The sequence below is a fragment of the Bradyrhizobium sp. CCBAU 53421 genome, assembly GCF_015291625.1.
GTDB lineage: Bacteria > Pseudomonadota > Alphaproteobacteria > Rhizobiales > Xanthobacteraceae > Bradyrhizobium.
The window spans coordinates 7,048,030-7,064,894 of the sequence record NZ_CP030047.1 but is presented as its reverse complement, the minus strand read 5'-3'; the positions used below and the strand labels follow the sequence as shown (position 1 = coordinate 7,064,894).

The window sequence follows — 16,865 nt, the reverse complement described above, 5'->3', positions numbered from 1 at the left end:
TGGACATCTCACGTTGCGGAACATGAGTAGTCTCAGGCTGCTCCAGCACACCCGCGCGCCTGATAGGACGCTGGTTGCTGCGGCATCCGAGGCGCGCGTCGCTCAGGGACGAACGTGGATAATCGTCTTGCCGCTGACCCGGTTGGTCGAATTGAAAGCGGCAACGGCATCGTCGAGGCCAGCGATGTTGCCGATGTTCGCCCGGAGTCGTCCGTCCCGCACCCGCTGGACGATCTCACTCAGTTGGGCGCGATCGGACTCAACAACGAAGTCGACCGAAAGGCCATCGTCCGGTCGCGCCTCGCTCGGCCCGACGATGGACACCAGTGTTCCTCCAGCTCGAACCAGGCGCGCGGAACGCTTGCCGATATCACCGCCGATCACATCGAACACCAGGTCGACTCTGCCGATATCTTCGAGGACGTCGTTCTCGAGGTCGACGTATTCCTGCGCACCGAAGTCGAGTGCCTTCTGACGATCGGCGGCGCGTCCGGTGCCGATGACGTGGGCGCCGGCCAATCGTGCCAGTTGCGTCACCATCGATCCGACTGCGCCGGCCGCGCCGTGTGCGAGGACGCTCTGTCCTGCCTGAAAGCGACCGTGCTCGAAAAGTCCCTGCCAAGCCGTCAGGCCCGAGATTGGCAGACTCGCGCCCACCGTGAAGTCGACGTCGCCGGGCAGCGGCGCAAGGTTGCGCGCTTCCATGGCTACATACTCCGCCAGGGTGCCGTCGCGATACCAGTCGGCGAGGCCGAACACTCGCTGTCCCACCGACAACCCCGTCGTGCCGTAGCCGACGCCGGTGACCACTCCGGCCAGTTCGTGGCCGAGGATCGACGGTGTTCGATCATGGTCGAGGCGATCGGTCCAGGTCGAGGGCCACTCCAGCTCAGTCGGGACGAATCCCGACGCATGGATCTGAACGACGACGTCGTTGATCGCTGCCTGCGGCGCGGGCCGCTCGACCAGCTTCATCCCGGCCTTTCCCGCAGCCTGGTCCGTTACGACAATTGCCTTCATGATCTGTCCTCTCGTGCGCAGTCGTCATCTTCTGCAGTCCTTTGCAGACGAGAAAAAATACGACCGCGAATTTCGGTGGTCCAATCACCTGTGGCTATGGAATCGATGCCATCGACACGGCGCAAAAATGACGGTGCGTCAAACGCAGGCTTGCACCACAGCGAATAACTCGCAGGGGCATGATCTCTGGGCGCTGAGAATACGAGAAGGAATTGGAATGCGAGGAAGCAGGCCAATCTGGCGGCCTGCGCGTCGGCTGGATCGTGCTAGCACCAGCAAGGAATCGTCCGCCCACCTCGCCGATGCTGGTTAAAGCCGGGCGATCCAAAGTCTTCCTGACCTCGATAGCCAACACCGAAACGAGGCGCTTGGACTACCGTCGCCATACCCGCTTCCAAGGCGCCGAACGAGGGAATGGAAACGATAACGACCGGGCATTTCCAATGGTTGGTGTGCGGACTTACCGTACTACTCGTCCAACCGGCTGACCCGTGACGGTTGTAGCAGTGCGTACCACCTGGGACGGCCGCAATGGTCCTCTTGGGTGGATGCACTCTCCTTGTTGAAAGAACCCGCTCGAGCAGCCAAACACCCAGGAGTCACCGATGTCGTTCCGATTCATCACCAAGTCCATCCACGCCTATCTGATCGATTATCCTGTCGCGATCGCCTTGATCGCGGCGCCGTTCGTGCTGCGGCTCGGTGAGAGTGGACCAGTCGCAATGTGGCTTTCGGTTGTCGTCGGTGTAGCCGCGCTGTTGTTGGCCGCCCTGACCGACCATCCCACCGGGCTCGTCCGCATCATTCCTTACTGGCTACACCTTTGGGTCGATCGCGTCGTCGGGGTGGTGTTTGTCATCGCACCGTTTGTCTTCAAGTTCGCGGGGCTCGACGCCTGGTACTACTGGGTCCTCGCAGCCGCCGTCCTGCTCACGACGTCGGTGCTGAACGCGCCCGAAGAGCCGGTCGCGACGCCTTCGGGATTGGGCAGGCGCACAGCAGCTTGAAGTCGGCGACGGTCCTCCACCTGCAGCGTCTCGACGGATCGAGGCAGGTGGAGGATCGCTCATCGCTATCTCGTGTCAGACAGTTGAAGAAGAGACTAGGTTGCAAGGTGCAATGCAGTTGGCGGCTGCCTAGCTGGACAGGACAGGTTAGCGGTGGTCGACGCAAGGCTCAGGGTCCGCGGAGTCGATGGCCTTCGGGTGATCGACGCCTCGATCATGCCGAACATCACCAGCGGCAATACCAACGCCCCGACCCAGGCGCTCGCGCCTCACGCCACAGCGATGCTGGTCGAGGATCTGAAGCCGACCTGGGGAGTTGTGGTGCCAGCCGGTAGAGACGGCGGCTGCACTCTCCGTGACACGCTTGCCGGAGCTCGCGCAGGAGGAGATATCCGGGATGCTTTTTGCGACCTGCGCGGCAAAGTTCCTGCGCGCCATGCTCGACGCGGCACGATCGACCGACTGATTGACCGTCTCGCGGAGGTTGCCGGCGACATCTCCATGCGCCGTTGCGGGGAGCATGGGTCAATTTCGTCGCCGGCACCTTGTTCTCAGATTGCCTTCCGGGCGTTGCCCTCTTTGGCTATCTGCCGATAGTCGCTCGGATCTCGTTCATACGCCTTTCGAAAAGCGCGCACGAAACTTGAACGGCTCTCGTACCCGGCATTTTGGGCAACCACGTCGATCGACATCGTCGTTGTCGTCAAATCGATCGCTGCCTGGCGCATTCTCAGGTCGCGCAAGATGGCCATCGGGGATCGTCCGAAAATGTCCGAGAATCGCGCCATGAACGCCGAACGGCTCAACCCCGCGCTATGCGCCAGGCTTTGAACCGTATGAGCGGCTCCTGGCCGCGCCACCATATCTGCAAAAGCGCGAGTGACCTGCCTGTCGGTAAGTATCGAAAATCGCTCAATCCACCGCCGGGATGACTTGAGGGATCGTCGCACCAGCGAGACGATGATTTGCTTGAACAAGGACGCCGTCATCGCTCCCGCGCCAACCTCTTGCTGTAGCAGCTCCTCCATGGCCTCGCGAAGCTTCAGATCGATCTGGTCAGCAGGCTCGAACTGCTCGATCACCGGTTCGCGGAGTTCTCCGAACAACCTCACGGACTGACCGAAGGATGCGTTAAAAAATCCGCATATCTGGACGATTTCGGGTTGCTCGTTCGGCACGGCGACGCGGAGGATACCGTCTTGGCGTGTCCAGCAGTCTCTCGACATGAGCTTCGGTGGGCCGCCACTTCCACCGTCAACCTCGATCGTGAACGGAGTGTTTGGCGGGACGATGATAAGCAAGTGAGGGCTCAACGGCATCTCTGGTCCGCCATTGATCGATATGCGTCCCACACCACTCAAATTGTAGTGAATGCCGGGTACGTCAATCATCCCCATTTCGACCCGATGGCCGTGCGGCACGAGAACCTCAGTCAGCGCGATGACATCGATATCAAGCGCCTGCATCAGGTTGTTGAGGTCCGTTGTAGACAATTTGACAGTTGAGCCCGCGGGCAGAAAAAAGTTCCGCCCGACGGGAGTCTGCGTTGGAACCGCTTTCGTGTGCATGACTAAGGTGGCTTTCTGCTGCCTGGCTACCGGCGCCGATAGTGCTCTGAAGCCCGTTCCGAGGGGATCAACGAGAGCGGCGCCACGCACGCTCGTACCATTGACCGCCTGTCGTGCCGAACCCGATAGGCAATCATGACCAAAACGCCGTGGGATGGAAGTGAAACTCTCGCAGATCGATCCTGAACCGCCTTCAGATCGCGCGGTAGCTGACAACGAGCCCCCGACGCCGTATCGAGAGGCGCGACGGCAGTCGGTAGGTCAGGAACGCTGACACGCGGGGATGATGAGCTAGGACTAAGACGAGGACTTCAGCGACCTATAGACGCACGAAAAGCGTCTACCGAGCGTCTCCCGCGAGCCGAGCTTTCATTTCTTCGTTTGTGAGCATCGTCGGGTTTATCCAGGTGTGTGCGGCAATTGCCGCATCGGGCTCTTGTCAACCGAGCCGCATGGCGTCTCGGCCGTTTAGCTTCGATCCCTCGCACAATATATATTGTGTCGCTCGCCGGAGGCTCTCGTCCGCGGGCCCGCCGTCATTGCATGCCGGCGTCGCTATCGCTGTCCCGCGTTCGGGTGCCTTATTAACCGGTCTCGCGACTGCAGTCGCCTCGGTGCCCGCGGTCATTGCATGCCCGCGTCGCTATCACTGCCCTGTCGTCGGCTGCCTCTTTGATTTTGTCACTCTTGCCTTGATTTCACTTCTTCCGAGTTGCCCAGCGTGCTCACGCTTGAGACCTCAGGGGCGCTGCCCCTCGCGCGCGCCAGGGTAAAGCGCCGGCTGACGCCGGCGCCGACCCGAGCGGTCTCCCCGGTCTTCCGCGCTTCGCCCATTTGCCGACTCTGGACGAATTAGCACGCGCTTGTGCAGACCCGCTTCTCGCGAAGCGGCCCTCGTCGGGCGGGCGAAACCCCTCCGCTCGGGTCGCCCTGGCACTTGCTACCCCCGGTCTCGCCGACGGGCAGGGGCGCAGGCGCGGAGTGCGCCTTGCACCCATGGAAGCAAAAGGAAGAATGATCATGTCGGCCAAATCAATTGGAATACCGAACGGAACAGAGGTTCGCATTCCGCTTAGCAAGCTCAAGAAGTCCCCTAAGAATGCCCGCAAGACGCCGCACGGCGAGGCGGCGATCGAGGCCTATGCGGCGAGTATTGCCGCGAAGGGCATCCTGCAGAATTTGGTGGTCGAGCCCGAGTTCGACGGAGAGGGAGGAGCCACCGGGTTCTATCTCGTGACCATCGGCGAGGGCAGGCGGCTCGCCCAGTTGCTGCGGGTGCAGCGCAAGGAGATCAAGAAGTCAGAGCCGATCCGCTGCATTGTCGATACCGCGAACGATCCGCACGAAATCAGCCTGGACGAGAACGTCACCCGGGAGAACATGCATCCGGCCGACCAGTTCGAGGCGTTCAGGAAGCAGGCAGAGGAACGCGGTTTCGGTGCGGAGGAGATCGCGGCGCGCTTCGGCGTAACCGCGCATGTGGTGCGGCAGCGCCTGCGGCTGGGTGCGGTGTCGCCCAAATTGATGCAGCTCTATCGCGATGGCGATTTGACCCTTGAGCAGCTGATGGCCTTTGCCATCACCTATGATCATGCCCGGCAGGAAGCCGTCTACGAGCGGCTGCCCTTCGACCCGGATGCTAGCACCATCCGCCGTCTGCTCACCGAAACCCATGTCGCCGCCTCGGATCGCCGCGCGCGCTTTGTCGGGCTTGAGGCCTACACGGAAGTCGGCGGCACGGTCCTGCGTGACCTCTTCACCGAGGATCGCGGCGGCTATCTGGAAGACGTCGCGCTGCTCGATCTCTTGGTGACCGCAAGGCTCGGCCGCGAGGCGGATGCGCTGCGAGCGGCCGAGGGATGGAAGTGGACGGAAGCCCATCTCGACTTCCCGCATGCCCACGGCATGCGCCGCGTCTACCCGCATCCGGTCGAGCTTTCGGCCGAAGATCAGGCCGCGCTCCAGTCCGTTCAGAGCGAGTTCGACCGGCTGACGGAGCAGCATCAGTCGGCCGAGGAACTGTCCGACGACGTGGACGCGCGGTTCGGCCTGCTTGAGGCCGAGATCGATCGGCTGGAAGCAAAGCGACAGGCCTACGATCCCGCCGACGTCGCGCGCGGTGGCGCGTTCGTGGCCCTGAATCACGATGGCACGGTCCGGGTCGAGCGGGGCTTTATCCGCCCCCAAGACGAGAAACCGCGAGCCGATGCCGGGCCGGAAGGCGATGCCGAGGCGCGGGACGAGAAGAACCGGGAAGGCGCGGAAGCCGCGCCGGATCGCGAAGACGACGCGGGCGCGAGCGACGAGGAGGACGAGAACCAGCCGCTGTCCGACGCGCTCGTTCGCGACCTGACCGCGCACCGAACCCTAGGGCTGCGTCTCAATTTGAGTGAGCAGCCTGATGTCGCCATCGTGGCGGTCACCCATGCGCTCGCCGCCCAAGTCTTCTATCTCGGCGCGGCGGCGCATGTGGTCGGCATCCAGCCGGTCAAGTGCGATTTGGCCGCGCACGCGGACGGGATCGAGGACACCCCGGCCGGCAAGGCGTGGTCGGATCGACATGCCAATTGGGCAAGACAGATGCCCAAGGACGTCGCCAGACTGTGGGAATTCGTGACCGAACTCGACCGCGACAGCCACATGGCTTTGTTCGCGCATTGCGTGGCGCTCACGGTCAATGCGGTCAAATTGCCCTTTGACAGGAGGCCGCGCGCCCTGGCGGCGGCCCGCCGTTTGGCCGAGGCCGTGGCCCTCGACATGACCGCCTACTGGCGCCCGACAGTGCGCAGTTATCTCGGCCGCATCACCAAGGCCGGCATTCTGGAAGCCGTCCGCGAAGGCGTCGGAGAGGAGGCGGCCGAACGCTTGTCGGACATGAAGAAGGCCGACATGGCGCAGGCAGCCGAGCAGCTGTTGGCGGCGACGGACTGGCTGCCGCCGCTGCTGCGGACGGCCGTGCCGCAGGAGCAGACTGACGTGCAAAGCGAGGCGCAGGGCAGCGACCCCCGAGCGGAAGCTGCGGAGTGAAACCAGCGCCGGGGCCGCGCAGGCGGCCCCGGCGGGGTCCAAAATTGCGGCCGCGCACCTGCTGGCGCGCGGCCGGTTCGATCGATGCAAAGCGGCGACTTTCGACGCAAGCCCTTCCTCCGGTCGGGGGTATGATCCGTCCAGATCTACGCCGATTGCCGCAGCCAGGGGGCTGCATCGCGACGCCTTCGATCCTGACCAGCGAAGCGCAGATCGGGGCCGGGAAGCTCGGATCGTGTCTTGACGGCGCCTGTCGACAACGCATTTGGGTGGACAATTCTGGCGGTATGATCGGTGCCTTACGCGCAAATGAGGTTGGGTTCGCTTGCGTTGATCCGGCTGCGTCCTCCCTGCGATTGACGCGCGGACAGCGGTTTGTCTTCCATCGATCCAGCCGACTTCCGATGCTGCGCGGAGGTCGGTCGCCACGAAATCTCCGTCAGTTCCGGTCATGGGCTCGCGTCCAATGCAGTCACGATTGGGCTGATCAAGCCCGAGGGACGGCAAGGGCCTCGATCGCCTTCCCGCAACGGCTGCGCCTGCTTTTTTCCCCTGCCGCCAAGCGGCGGCATTCCTTGCGGTAAGCACAAAAAAGCAGGCTTATCGCCGTCCTCCGCTGGCGCTGCGGGCCTTAAAGGCTGCGGGCCGATCGCTCCCCGGGCAAGGGATCGCCATCGAGGCTGCGATGGACGCGGCTCGAGTAAAACAGACGGAGAATTATCATGGCGACCATCGGCACCTTCACCGCTTCCGACAACGGCTACACCGGCTCGATCAAGACGCTGACGCTCAACATCAAGGCCAAGCTCGTCGCAGCCGAGAAGGACAACGACAAGGCTCCCGACTACCGCATCTTCGCAGGAGCCACCGAGTTCGGCGCCGCCTGGAAGAAGACCGTCCGCGACAGCGAGCGCGAATATCTCTCGGTCAAGCTCGACGATCCGAGCTTTCCCGCACCGATCTACGCCTCGCTGGTGAAGGTCGAAGGCGACGAAGGTTTCAGCCTGATCTGGTCGCGCCGCAGCGGCGACTGACCGGCCGCAATCGTCGGCCCCGCCTCCTCGGAGGCGGAGCCTTTTTTGCGCGTCTTGCGCCGCTTTGGGAGGAAGCGCAAGCGCGTTTTGTGCTCGGAGAAGGGGCTTCGCAGCGAGTCAAAATGGGATCGATCCGACGGATACTGGGGCGGTGTTTGGGGCTGATCGATCGGAAATTCGTGCCGTGTTGAGCTCGGATTTTTGTTCTTCGGGCGTGGTATTTCGTCAGCTTCCAAGAGCCGCGCGCACCCTTGCTGCAGCGAAAATTATGCCATCGCTGAGCGCGGAAACCTGCACGGCGCACCGGGACTCTCGCGGTCGGCGACGCTGCGTGGCGTCGATGCCAGGACCCTGTCACGGCAGAGAGAAGAAGCGTGAGCGGAGTGCAAGATAAAAGCACTGTCGCCACGAAGTGGCTAAATGATTGTCTGCACATCCAAGGTTTGTCACCAGCGGTAGACGCGCTGTAGCTAAAGCGTACTGTAACGTAGCTAGAAGACCGCCAAACGCCTTGTCTTGCTGACAAGAAACGTCTGCATCGGGGTCCTCGTTGCTTCCAATCACCGTGACGCGCATTGAAGTGAGCAACGCGATCGTGTCGAAGAGTGTTCATGCTGTGCTCGGAGGCCTCGACTCGAGCATGAAATCATGCCCGTGGTCTCGGGAAGCACAGCGCATCTCGGCCACTCTGCTAGGCCGTTTTGAACAAGCCTCAAGTGAGCCGTCAGGGTCCTGCGTCAGTATCCTGCGGTGCTGCCTGGGATGGACTTCAAAAGAAGCGCCAACGGCGCGTAACCAGTTCTCGCGCTGGACACGCTTTTGGCACATAATTCGGAAGTGGTTGGACCTGGGACGAGCCCACCTTTGACAGGAGCGGATTTGGATGCTCCCATTGGGCATTCTCGCCACGTTTGAGGTCGGCCGAAGAAGAGTCACCGTTTCGACTGTCCAGGTTAGTTCACATCGCTGTAGGATTCGACGAGACTGAGGGCCGCCGCCGGGACAAGAGACTATCGGCGATGAAAAAGCCAATTGCGGGTCATGTCTTCACGCAGAAACGGCTGCCCTTGGTTCTACCGCAGCCGGGACTTTCGCAAATCTCGCAGCGCCTTGGCTAAGCGAGCACCGTGAGCGTTTATCCGAACCGAGGGTCTTTGCAGTTGTTTGAAGAGAACTCAGCCGGCAGCCGCTCCTTACCCCAAAGCTTGCCGCCCGCGCGCCGTGGGTTGTTCTTGAAGTGAGCGTTGCGTTCAAAGAAGTACCGGTCGATAGCGGCTTTCGCTTCGCCAACCGATCCGTAGTTGCTGTTGTGAATGATGGCGCGAGCCATACCGCTGAAGATAGATTCGATCACATTCAGGAACTGCGCACGGGCCGGGAGTGGCGCCGTGTCAATTTGCGGGCCGTTGCTACCAATACTGGCGTTATGGGTATCGATCCGTTCGAACAGCTTCTTCGAGACGTGCCAGGAGGCGGCATCCCATGAGAGATAAAGCTTCGTGCGATCGCGGTACGCGGCGACGAGTGTCTCGAGCATGCGGATCATTTCGTCAGTGTTCTTCCTCAGGCTGTAGAAATGGGTGACCTGGTTGGACGACAATTCAATGGCGGCCGTGACGATGATCGAGCCCTTCGACTGCTGCCATTGCGCTACAAAATGTTGTTCGCCGGGACTGACCAGCATCCGTCCCGGTTGTGCCTTGACCGCAAAAGGACCGAATTCGTCGATCGAGAAGAAGGCTTCCTCGGCTTTCAGATCGGCGAGAATGGAACTAATACGTTCAAGCTTGTGCGAGAATTCAGGATCATTGGAGGTCAGCACGATCCGCGCCTTGCGCCAGCGGTAACCGGCGCCTTTCACGATCGCGCGGATTACATCTTCGCAGGCTGGCTGCCCTGCCTCATGCATCGCACGCACGAGATCGGCCATTTTCCAGGTTGTACGGTTGATGCCGAAATTGGCTGGCGGCTGGTGCAGGATGCTGAACAAAGCCTGTTTGACTTGCACGGTGTCGAACTTGCGATGGGGGCTAATGCGAGGGGCGAACAGCCGTTCGGCTCCACTCTCCTGGAACAGGCGAACCGAACGTGCGTAGCTTGAGCGGCTCAGCTTGAGAACGCGGCAAGCCACGCTTGTCCGAAGCCCACTGTGTGACGCGACCACTGAGAGTGCGCGGCGCCGCTCAACGGGGCGGCCGTTTTCGAGCTTCTCGAGTAGGATCTTGAGGTCGGGATGACCTTCAAGAGAAGCCGGCAGATCTTGTTCACTTAGGGAGTTGTGCAACTGCCCGAGCAGACCCAAAAACCCGCCTGGGTCGGGAGAGCCTCCCAATTGGTTATGGCGGGCCAAGATCGCTGTGATGGTTGATGCCGCGGGCACTCCGGCGCAGCCCATTGATCGAAGATGGAACGCTATTTTTCGCCCGCCCCAGGTTGGGTGGTCGGCGCGCACGGTTAGAACGGCCGCTTCGATAGGGCGCGGACAGCGATGGGGCGTGTGGTGCGGCCGGCGTGACTGGCTCTCCAGCCCTCTCGCGCCGGCTATCCGATATCGTTCCAGCGTTCGATAGCCCGTCTGCCGGCTGATATTGAAGTTCCGACAGAGGCTCTGAATGTTGGCATTCGGGGCAAGCGCCAGTTGCACGAATTCGCTACGGGCCTCGAGAAGCGTATTTGACTTCCAAGACATGTTGCACCTCTCTGTTCTGAACCACGGGTCGCGCGGGTCGGCAGGACCCGTGGCCCAGCGAACGATGGATGGGCAATAGAGCTGGTTTCGGACGGGCAGACTGGATGCTGGACGTCGGCTTGTGGGCCTGCTGCCTGCAACTCACAGGGCAGCGACGGTCTGCTCCGAGTCGCTAACAGGCACGCAAGATACCGGGCTTTGAGGTCCGCATTGCCCAACAGAGCGCGCCAGAACACACGCCTCGCCTCGATAGGCGAATGGATTCATCTGGCCAAGCAGAAGCCTTTAGGGGGCCGCTGGTGGCCGTGCGATTGCCTCCTTCACGAGGCCGATTGAACGTTCAAACCGATGCAGAAGGGATTCCAAGTCCGAGGCGGTTGCTTCCTCCATGCGAAGATTTGCCTGGGTGACCGTTCGCGCGACAAGATCATCAATCTGTTCGTTTGCTGCCGAACCGCATGACGACACTTCGACACGTCCATCCGGGGTCAGGATGATCGAGATCTTCGACCGCCTGAGAATTGCCGCTTCGGCGATCGGAATGGGCAGTCTAACTGTGCAGATCACTTCGCCGGATTCGATGCGCCGGTAGCCGGCGCTGTACGACGGCGAGCCGAGCGGGGTGTCATCACCGCATCCCAGATCCAAAAACGCCTCTACTGAACCGGTCTCAAAGTCCATGCCTGGCCGCTGCCGTCCATTATTTTCAATGAGAATAGCAACTTCTTTCGCCGATTGTAACTTAAAAGCGGTCGCCTTAAAGGCGTCAGTTTGGCCCATGTGTCTCTGCGAAACGGACGCACAAAGGCCCCCTGCGCGACACGCTGGCGAAGAACATGCGCCGCCTTCGGGCTGCGCGTGGGTTGAGCCAGGAAGCGCTTGCGTATGAGAGCGGACTGAACCGGACGTATCTCAGCGGAGTAGAGCGTTCAGAACGAAATGTCTCGATCGACAACATTGCCCGAATCGCTGAGGGGCTCGCCGTTGAACCTTGGAAACTGCTGAAGAACGAGTGATCGGTGTAAGCTGCGCAACCGCTGCTAATCTCCAGACTTAGAGCTCACCAATAGCAGCTCAGATTTTATTGTACTGTTTCGCCGCAGGTTTCCAAGCTTGTCTCAGCTTGATCTACGAGCGGTCGCATGGACTGAAATAGCCGTAGCTGATCTGGACGATTTTCGCACAGAGTGATGCGTCATGATCTCTCGCGGTCGACCGCAACTTCTGCTGCTGGCCCCTTCGAACGTGCTTCCATTACGCCGTTTATTCGCGCCAATGGCAACGCCGGAAGACGTGTTCATGTTCCTCGCCCGCTGATCGCGTGCTCACTGCCGCTGCGCAACGGTGGAGGGCGGACAACTGTAAGTCATCCCTTAATGACGAGGCGACCCAGGAACGCATTGCAAGCCCGCTCGGCTTCAGCGAACGTACTGAAGGGAGATCCGGACACATGAGCCGCGGGCATATTCAGAAAGTTGGGGCGATATGAAGCAACAAAGCCCGGCTCTCCATGCAATCCAGGTCCGCTCCAGCCTCGTTGCTGATGACGAATGAATAGTCGTCGCCGCTAGCGAACCATATCTCCAGCTCGTTATCGACTCGGCGGAAGTGCGGGGCCATATCACCCTCCTCAAAACTTTAGGCCTCCGTGTTCATCCAAATGAAGGACGCTCAGCCTGCTTTCGTGCGGTTGGCTGCTTCAGCCTCCCGCGCGAGCCGTTCGATCTTAACGAGTCGAGGCCGCCGGCTCGCTGCTAATAGCAAGTATATTCTTGCTGGCTGGCTGTTGCGACGCAGTAGCCATAGCTGGCGCGGTACGGATAGCCGTAGCCATATGGGTAGCCGTAGTCGTAACCATATCCGTAAGGGTAACCGTATCCGTAGGGGTAACCGTAGGCGCCGTAGGCACCTGCCAAGCCGAGACCTATCCCAAGTCCAACAGCGGCCGCTCCAAACCCGCCTCCGCGCCAACCGCCACCGCGCCAGCCGCCGCCACCAAATCCGCCATGAAAGCCGCCGCCGCCGAAGCCTCCGCGCGCAGAGGCAGCAGTTGGTGCGAACGCCACGGCCATAACCGCGATTAGTGTGATTAGGATTTTCCGAAGCATCGGACTCTCCTAGCAACTAGAAAGTCGCCCGATGTGGAAAACGCCACACGTCCATTTTAGTTGCTGACCAAGCGCGTCCCGGTCCACCCGCCAAGTGGGTCCATAGCCTTATTTCTTGGCCTTCAGACCGATTTCCCGAAGGCACACCCATAGGTGCGCCAGAATTGACGCAGGAAGTACTCGCCGTTCGATTGGCTAAGCAAGAGCGGGAGCGTCAAAGAGCGCTGCTGAGTCAAAGCAGAAATAGCCGGCTGGTGGGCCTCGCAGGACTCGAACCTGTAACTAGACCGCTGGCTAGCCATACGACGGGCTACGGCGCGCGTTGTCCGGCTCTCGGATGATGCGACCGCGCCTCTCCCCCGACGGCAGCCGGGCCAGGCCGCTGATAATCCATCACGCCATCTTCGGATCGCTCGGCCGCATGATTGCGATCCTGTTCGAGCAACATGGCGGCGTGCTTCCGTTCTGGCTGTCGCCGGACCAGGTTACGGTTGCGCCGATCTCGAAAGACCAGGCCGGACACGGCGCACAGGTGCTGGCGGCGTTCGAGGATGCCGGGATCCGACCCGTTGCCTATGACAGCGCCGACCCTTTGGCGGCGCGTCGCGGTGGCGCGTGAAATGGCGGTGATGGCCATCGTCGGCGGGTGTGAGATGAGGGACGTCCGGGGTAAGCCTGCGCGAGCGCGACGGCTTACAGGCCGACGTTCCGCTGGCCGAGGCGGTGTCCCGCATGCAGGCGAGGGCCCGGCGGGCACCCATGCGGCCGAAGCATGCGACAGTCGGGGCTTCGGTGGGTGTTGCCCCAAGTAAGCATTTCGAGCATCTGCACAATGCACCATGCCCCATCCTCTCATGACCCAATTCCTGGGTCAGTTTTGCGCGAAATGCGCAATAAAACTTGAATACTGCGCGATATGAGCATATAGGCTAGGTATTTGCTCATTTTTATAGCAAAACGCGCAAAATGATCGGAAGTGCGCGGTGTGCGGGAGGACAACAGAAATGCAGGTTCCAATTAAGCGGGCGATCGAGAGCGTGCCTGGCGGGATGATGGTGGTCCCTCTGTTGGTCGGGGCGCTTATTGCCACCTTCTTTCCCGATACCCCGAAGTTTTTTGGCTCCTTCACCGGCGCACTGTTCTCTGGCGCGCTGACAATTCTCGCCGTGTTCTACGTTTGCATGGGCGCGAGCATCGACTTCCGCGCGACCCCCTACATTGTGAAGAAGGGCGGCACCCTGCTGATCGTGAAGGTTGGCGTGGCCGTTGTCCTCGGCCTGATCTTCGGCCGCATTTTGGGAGAGACGCCGGTCGCAGCTGGCATGTTCGCGGGTGTCTCGACGCTCGCGATCGTCGCCGCCATGAACGACACCAATGGCGGTCTCTATATGGCGTTGATGGGCCAATATGGACGTCCGCGTGACGTCGGCGCCTATACCGTCATGTCACTGGAGAGCGGTCCTTTCCTCACCATGATCACTTTGGGCGTCGCCGGCCTCTCGGCATTTCCATGGCAGACCCTCGTGGGCGCTATCCTGCCTCTGGTGGTGGGTATGATCATCGGCAATCTCGACAGAGAGATGCGCGACTTCCTGAGCCGCGCGGTGCCTGTGATGATCCCGTTCTTCGCCTTCGCGCTCGGCGCCGGCCTCGATCTGTCGAAGGTCTGGCAGGCGGGCCTGCTCGGCCTCGGCATGGGAATGGCCGTGGTGGTTGTGACCGGCATCCCGCTGTTCCTCGCCGATCGCATCACTGGCGGGAATGGTGTCGCGGGTGTTGCGGCGGCCTCGACGGCCGGTAATGCGGCGGCTGTCCCGGCGATTGTCGCCGCGGCGAATCCAGCCTATGCGGACGCGGCGCGGCCTGCGACTATCCTCGTCGCGGCCTGCGTCGTGGTTACCGCAATCCTCGTGCCGATCGTCACCGCCTGGGCAGCCCGCGTTGTTGGTCGCGACGTCGAGGAGCCTGCAGAAGAGGACATCGTGGCTTCTGCCGGCAAGATGACCCCCGCGGCGCGTTCGGTTGTCACTGAGGCAGGTCGCTGAAGATGGTCCCTAAAGCGTTTTCGAGCGAAGTGGATACCGGTTCGCGTCAAGAAAACGCGTCAAGCCAAAGCTGGCTGATCGTCGCTGACGATCTCACCGGTGCCGCGGACTGTGCGATCGCCTTCGGCAGAAGGGGGCGTGCGGCTGCGGTGACGTGGGGTGAGGTGACCGACGCGTCGGGCTACCAGCTGCCCGTCCTTGCCTACGATGCCGCGAGTCGAGGCCTTTCGGCCGAGGCCGCTGCAGCCCGCCATGCCGATGTGCTGGCGCGCCTTTGCGAAGGCGGACGTATTCTTTTCAAGAAGATTGACTCGACGCTGCGAGGGCAACCTGCAGCGGAGACTGCCGCCGTGCTTGCGCATCTCAAGTCATGGTCGGGGCCGGCCTTCGGCGTGTTTGCGCCGGCCTTTCCGGCCACCGGCCGGACCACCATCGACGGGCGTATCCTGGTCAGAGGCCGCCCCCTCGAGGAGGCCGAGGTCTGGCACCGCGACCACACCTACCCGAATGCCGATCTTGTCGACGTTCTCGCGACCGCGGGCATTCGCGGTGAGAAGGTCAAGCTCGCTGCCGTGCGCGGTGGCGATCTCAAAGCCACGTTCGCGAGGCTCGCTTGGGAGGGCGACGTGGTCGCGGCCTGCGACGCCGAGACTGAACACGATCTGCGTTTGATCGCGGAGGCGAGCCTGCAGGCATCGCCAGGAACCTTCTTCATCGGCAGCGCCGGCCTCGCGCACGCGCTGGCCGGCCTCGAAGTCAGCCATGCCGTCGAGCCGCTGCGCATTCCGACGAGCACATCCGGCACCCTGATCGTGGTGGGCTCGCTCGCCGGCGCATCTCGCGCCGCCGCGCGCGAGCTGGAGGTGACCGGCACCGTGGCGCATTTCCCGGTCGCGCCGGAGACGCTGCTCAACGATGGTGCCGGCCGGGCGGCGCTCGCTGCGGACGTGATGAAACGACTTGCCGGCGGCGGCGATACACTGGTCGAGATCATGATGGATGATCACCCCGACATGTCGCTCGGCCCGCAACTCGCCAAGGGGCTCGCCGACGCTCTTGAGGCCGTCGCACCCGCGATCGGCGCCTTCGCTGCGACCGGGGGCGAAACCGCCGCGGCGATGCTGTCGCGCTTCGGCGTCAACGGCATCCGTCTTGCCGACGAAATCGAGCCGGGCGTGTCGCTCGGCCTTACTCTTGGCCGATTGTCTGTTCCGATCGCCACCAAAGCGGGCGCGTTCGGTGACGAGAACAGCCTCATCCGCATCAGCGAGCGGCTTCGCGCCGTCCGAACCAGAGGAAGTTTCATATGACTCGTCCGACCATTGCGATCACCATGGGAGATCCGGCCGGTATCGGGCCCGAGGTGATCATGAAGGCGCTGGCGCAGCCGCAGGTGCGGACGATCTGCAATGCGCTGGTGATCGGCGACTCCAACCGTCTGCGCAAGGCCGGTCAGATCGTCGGCGTTCCGCTTGAGGTCGATGCGTTGAGCGACGCGAAGCAGGCGAATTTTGAGTCGAAGGCCGTGCAGTGCGTTGACCTGAAGCTGGTGCCGGACGATCTGCCGTTCGGCAAGGTGTCGGCGACGGCAGGTGAGGCGGCATATCGATACATCGAGAAAGCCGTGCAGGTGGTGCAGGCAGGGCTCGCGCAAGGCATCTGCACCGCACCCCTTTCCAAGGAAGCGCTGCATGCGGCCGGCCACAAATATCCCGGCCATACCGAGCTCCTGGCGCATCTGACCGGCACGCCGGAAGTATCGATGATGCTGGTGTCGCCGAAACTCCGCGTCATTCACGTGACCACGCATATCGGCCTGCTCGATGCGATCGAGAAGATCGAGCCCGGCCTCGTCGAGCGTGTCATCGCACGCGGACATGACGTGCTGGTGCGCGCCGGCGTCGCCAATCCGAAGATCGGCGTCTGCGCCATCAATCCGCATGCCGGCGAGAACGGGTTGTTCGGTCGCGGCGAGGAAGCCGCGAAGATCGAGCCGGCCGTGGAAGCCTGTCAGCGTAAGGGCTGGGACGTGCGCGGCCCCCTGCCTGCCGACACGCTGTTCTTCCTGGCCGGCCGCGGCGACTACGACATGGTGGTCGCGATGTATCACGATCAGGGCCATGGACCCATCAAGGTGCTGGGGCTGGAAGCCGGTGTGAACATCACTGTTGGTCTGCCGGTGATCCGCACCTCGGTCGATCACGGGACCGCCTTCGACATCGCGGGCAAGGGCATCGCCGACGAGCGCAGCCTGATCGAGGCGCTGCGGCAGGCGGTTGATCTCGCGCCGAAGAAGGCGGCTTGAGCGGGGTGCGCGGGCTCCTCAGGATGAGGAGCGAGATGCGCGCTAAGCGCTGACATTGCACG

Annotated in this window: 14 protein-coding genes; 9 read left to right on the top strand and 5 right to left on the bottom strand. The window is 62.0% G+C overall.

The features are described from left to right. Positions 1 to 102 precede the first annotated feature (102 nt). On the bottom strand, positions 103 to 1,020 hold the full coding sequence (locus XH92_RS33175; protein ID WP_194455901.1) for an NADP-dependent oxidoreductase: 918 nt from the start codon (positions 1,018 to 1,020) through the stop codon (positions 103 to 105). A 605-nt stretch (positions 1,021 to 1,625) separates the two neighbouring features. Between XH92_RS33175 and XH92_RS33170 the strand changes: the two genes are divergently transcribed. Continuing rightward, positions 1,626 to 2,027 (top strand): hypothetical protein, encoded by a 402-nt coding sequence (locus tag XH92_RS33170; RefSeq protein WP_194455900.1) that lies wholly within the window; start codon positions 1,626 to 1,628, stop codon positions 2,025 to 2,027. Positions 2,028 to 2,180: 153 nt separating this feature from the next. Further along, positions 2,181 to 2,624, top strand: a complete 444-nt coding sequence (locus XH92_RS43965; RefSeq protein WP_210345491.1) for a GMC oxidoreductase — start codon at positions 2,181 to 2,183, stop codon at positions 2,622 to 2,624. Here the strand turns inward: XH92_RS43965 and XH92_RS33160 are convergent. Continuing rightward, entirely contained in the window at positions 2,579 to 3,595 is a 1,017-nt protein-coding gene (locus XH92_RS33160; RefSeq protein ID WP_194455899.1) for an AraC family transcriptional regulator, read from the bottom strand. The two genes, XH92_RS43965 and XH92_RS33160, sit on opposite strands and share 46 nt — an antisense overlap. Before the next feature lie 1,014 nt (positions 3,596 to 4,609). Between XH92_RS33160 and XH92_RS33155 the strand changes: the two genes are divergently transcribed. Both XH92_RS33155 and XH92_RS33150 read left to right on the top strand, forming a co-directional pair. Beyond that, positions 4,610 to 6,622, top strand: a complete 2,013-nt coding sequence (locus XH92_RS33155; protein ID WP_210345490.1) for a ParB/RepB/Spo0J family partition protein — start codon at positions 4,610 to 4,612, stop codon at positions 6,620 to 6,622. Positions 6,623 to 7,344: 722 nt separating this feature from the next. Beyond that, positions 7,345 to 7,656 (top strand): DUF736 domain-containing protein, encoded by a 312-nt coding sequence (locus XH92_RS33150; protein WP_194455897.1) that lies wholly within the window; start codon positions 7,345 to 7,347, stop codon positions 7,654 to 7,656. A gap of 1,135 nt (positions 7,657 to 8,791) precedes the next feature. Here the strand turns inward: XH92_RS33150 and XH92_RS33145 are convergent. Then, positions 8,792 to 10,345 carry an IS630 family transposase gene (locus tag XH92_RS33145; RefSeq protein WP_194455896.1) on the bottom strand — a complete coding sequence of 518 codons (1,554 nt, stop codon included), beginning with the start codon at positions 10,343 to 10,345 and terminating at the stop codon, positions 8,792 to 8,794. 285 nt (positions 10,346 to 10,630) lie between these two features. Next, positions 10,631 to 11,125: a hypothetical protein gene (locus XH92_RS33140; protein WP_194455895.1), complete on the bottom strand. Its 495-nt coding sequence runs from the start codon at positions 11,123 to 11,125 to the stop codon at positions 10,631 to 10,633. A gap of 56 nt (positions 11,126 to 11,181) precedes the next feature. Between XH92_RS33140 and XH92_RS33135 the strand changes: the two genes are divergently transcribed. Beyond that, positions 11,182 to 11,361 carry a helix-turn-helix domain-containing protein gene (locus XH92_RS33135; RefSeq protein ID WP_194455894.1) on the top strand — a complete coding sequence of 60 codons (180 nt, stop codon included), beginning with the start codon at positions 11,182 to 11,184 and terminating at the stop codon, positions 11,359 to 11,361. Between the two features lie 738 nt (positions 11,362 to 12,099). Here XH92_RS33135 and XH92_RS33130 read toward each other — a convergent pair. Beyond that, positions 12,100 to 12,453: a hypothetical protein gene (locus tag XH92_RS33130; protein WP_194455893.1), complete on the bottom strand. Its 354-nt coding sequence runs from the start codon at positions 12,451 to 12,453 to the stop codon at positions 12,100 to 12,102. A 337-nt stretch (positions 12,454 to 12,790) separates the two neighbouring features. On the opposite strand from XH92_RS33130, the gene XH92_RS33125 reads away from it, so the two are divergent. The 4 genes from XH92_RS33125 to pdxA all read left to right on the top strand — a co-directional run bounded on the left by XH92_RS33125 (position 12,791) and on the right by pdxA (position 16,803). Next, entirely contained in the window at positions 12,791 to 13,072 is a 282-nt protein-coding gene (locus XH92_RS33125) for a hypothetical protein (RefSeq protein ID WP_194455892.1), read from the top strand. Between the two features lie 385 nt (positions 13,073 to 13,457). Beyond that, positions 13,458 to 14,498 carry a 2-keto-3-deoxygluconate permease gene (locus XH92_RS33120; protein WP_194455891.1) on the top strand — a complete coding sequence of 347 codons (1,041 nt, stop codon included), beginning with the start codon at positions 13,458 to 13,460 and terminating at the stop codon, positions 14,496 to 14,498. A gap of 2 nt (positions 14,499 to 14,500) precedes the next feature. Then, the gene (locus XH92_RS33115; protein ID WP_194455890.1) at positions 14,501 to 15,808 is read left to right on the top strand and encodes a four-carbon acid sugar kinase family protein; all 1,308 of its coding nucleotides are present in this window, start codon (positions 14,501 to 14,503) and stop codon (positions 15,806 to 15,808) included. Next, complete coding sequence (gene pdxA, locus XH92_RS33110; RefSeq protein ID WP_194455889.1) at positions 15,805 to 16,803, top strand: 4-hydroxythreonine-4-phosphate dehydrogenase PdxA; 999 nt, start codon at positions 15,805 to 15,807, stop codon at positions 16,801 to 16,803. The genes XH92_RS33115 and pdxA overlap by 4 nt, the downstream gene beginning before the upstream one ends. Positions 16,804 to 16,865 lie beyond the last annotated feature (62 nt).

Excerpts from the sequence above, each read along its gene's own strand:
- XH92_RS33145 (WP_194455896.1), bottom strand. The coding sequence starts at position 10,345 with ATGTCTTGGAAGTCAAATACGCTTCTCGAGGCCCGTAGCGAATTCGTG.
- XH92_RS33155 (WP_210345490.1), top strand. The coding sequence starts at position 4,610 with ATGATCATGTCGGCCAAATCAATTGGAATACCGAACGGAACAGAGGTT.
- XH92_RS33120 (WP_194455891.1), top strand. The coding sequence starts at position 13,458 with ATGCAGGTTCCAATTAAGCGGGCGATCGAGAGCGTGCCTGGCGGGATG.
- XH92_RS33175 (WP_194455901.1), bottom strand. The coding sequence starts at position 1,020 with ATGAAGGCAATTGTCGTAACGGACCAGGCTGCGGGAAAGGCCGGGATG.
- pdxA (WP_194455889.1), top strand. The coding sequence starts at position 15,805 with ATGACTCGTCCGACCATTGCGATCACCATGGGAGATCCGGCCGGTATC.
- XH92_RS33125 (WP_194455892.1), top strand. The coding sequence starts at position 12,791 with ATGATGCGACCGCGCCTCTCCCCCGACGGCAGCCGGGCCAGGCCGCTG.
- XH92_RS33140 (WP_194455895.1), bottom strand. The coding sequence starts at position 11,125 with ATGGGCCAAACTGACGCCTTTAAGGCGACCGCTTTTAAGTTACAATCG.
- XH92_RS33160 (WP_194455899.1), bottom strand. The coding sequence starts at position 3,595 with ATGCACACGAAAGCGGTTCCAACGCAGACTCCCGTCGGGCGGAACTTT.
- XH92_RS33135 (WP_194455894.1), top strand. The coding sequence starts at position 11,182 with ATGCGCCGCCTTCGGGCTGCGCGTGGGTTGAGCCAGGAAGCGCTTGCG.
- XH92_RS33150 (WP_194455897.1), top strand. The coding sequence starts at position 7,345 with ATGGCGACCATCGGCACCTTCACCGCTTCCGACAACGGCTACACCGGC.
- XH92_RS33130 (WP_194455893.1), bottom strand. The coding sequence starts at position 12,453 with ATGCTTCGGAAAATCCTAATCACACTAATCGCGGTTATGGCCGTGGCG.
- XH92_RS33170 (WP_194455900.1), top strand. The coding sequence starts at position 1,626 with ATGTCGTTCCGATTCATCACCAAGTCCATCCACGCCTATCTGATCGAT.
- XH92_RS33115 (WP_194455890.1), top strand. The coding sequence starts at position 14,501 with ATGGTCCCTAAAGCGTTTTCGAGCGAAGTGGATACCGGTTCGCGTCAA.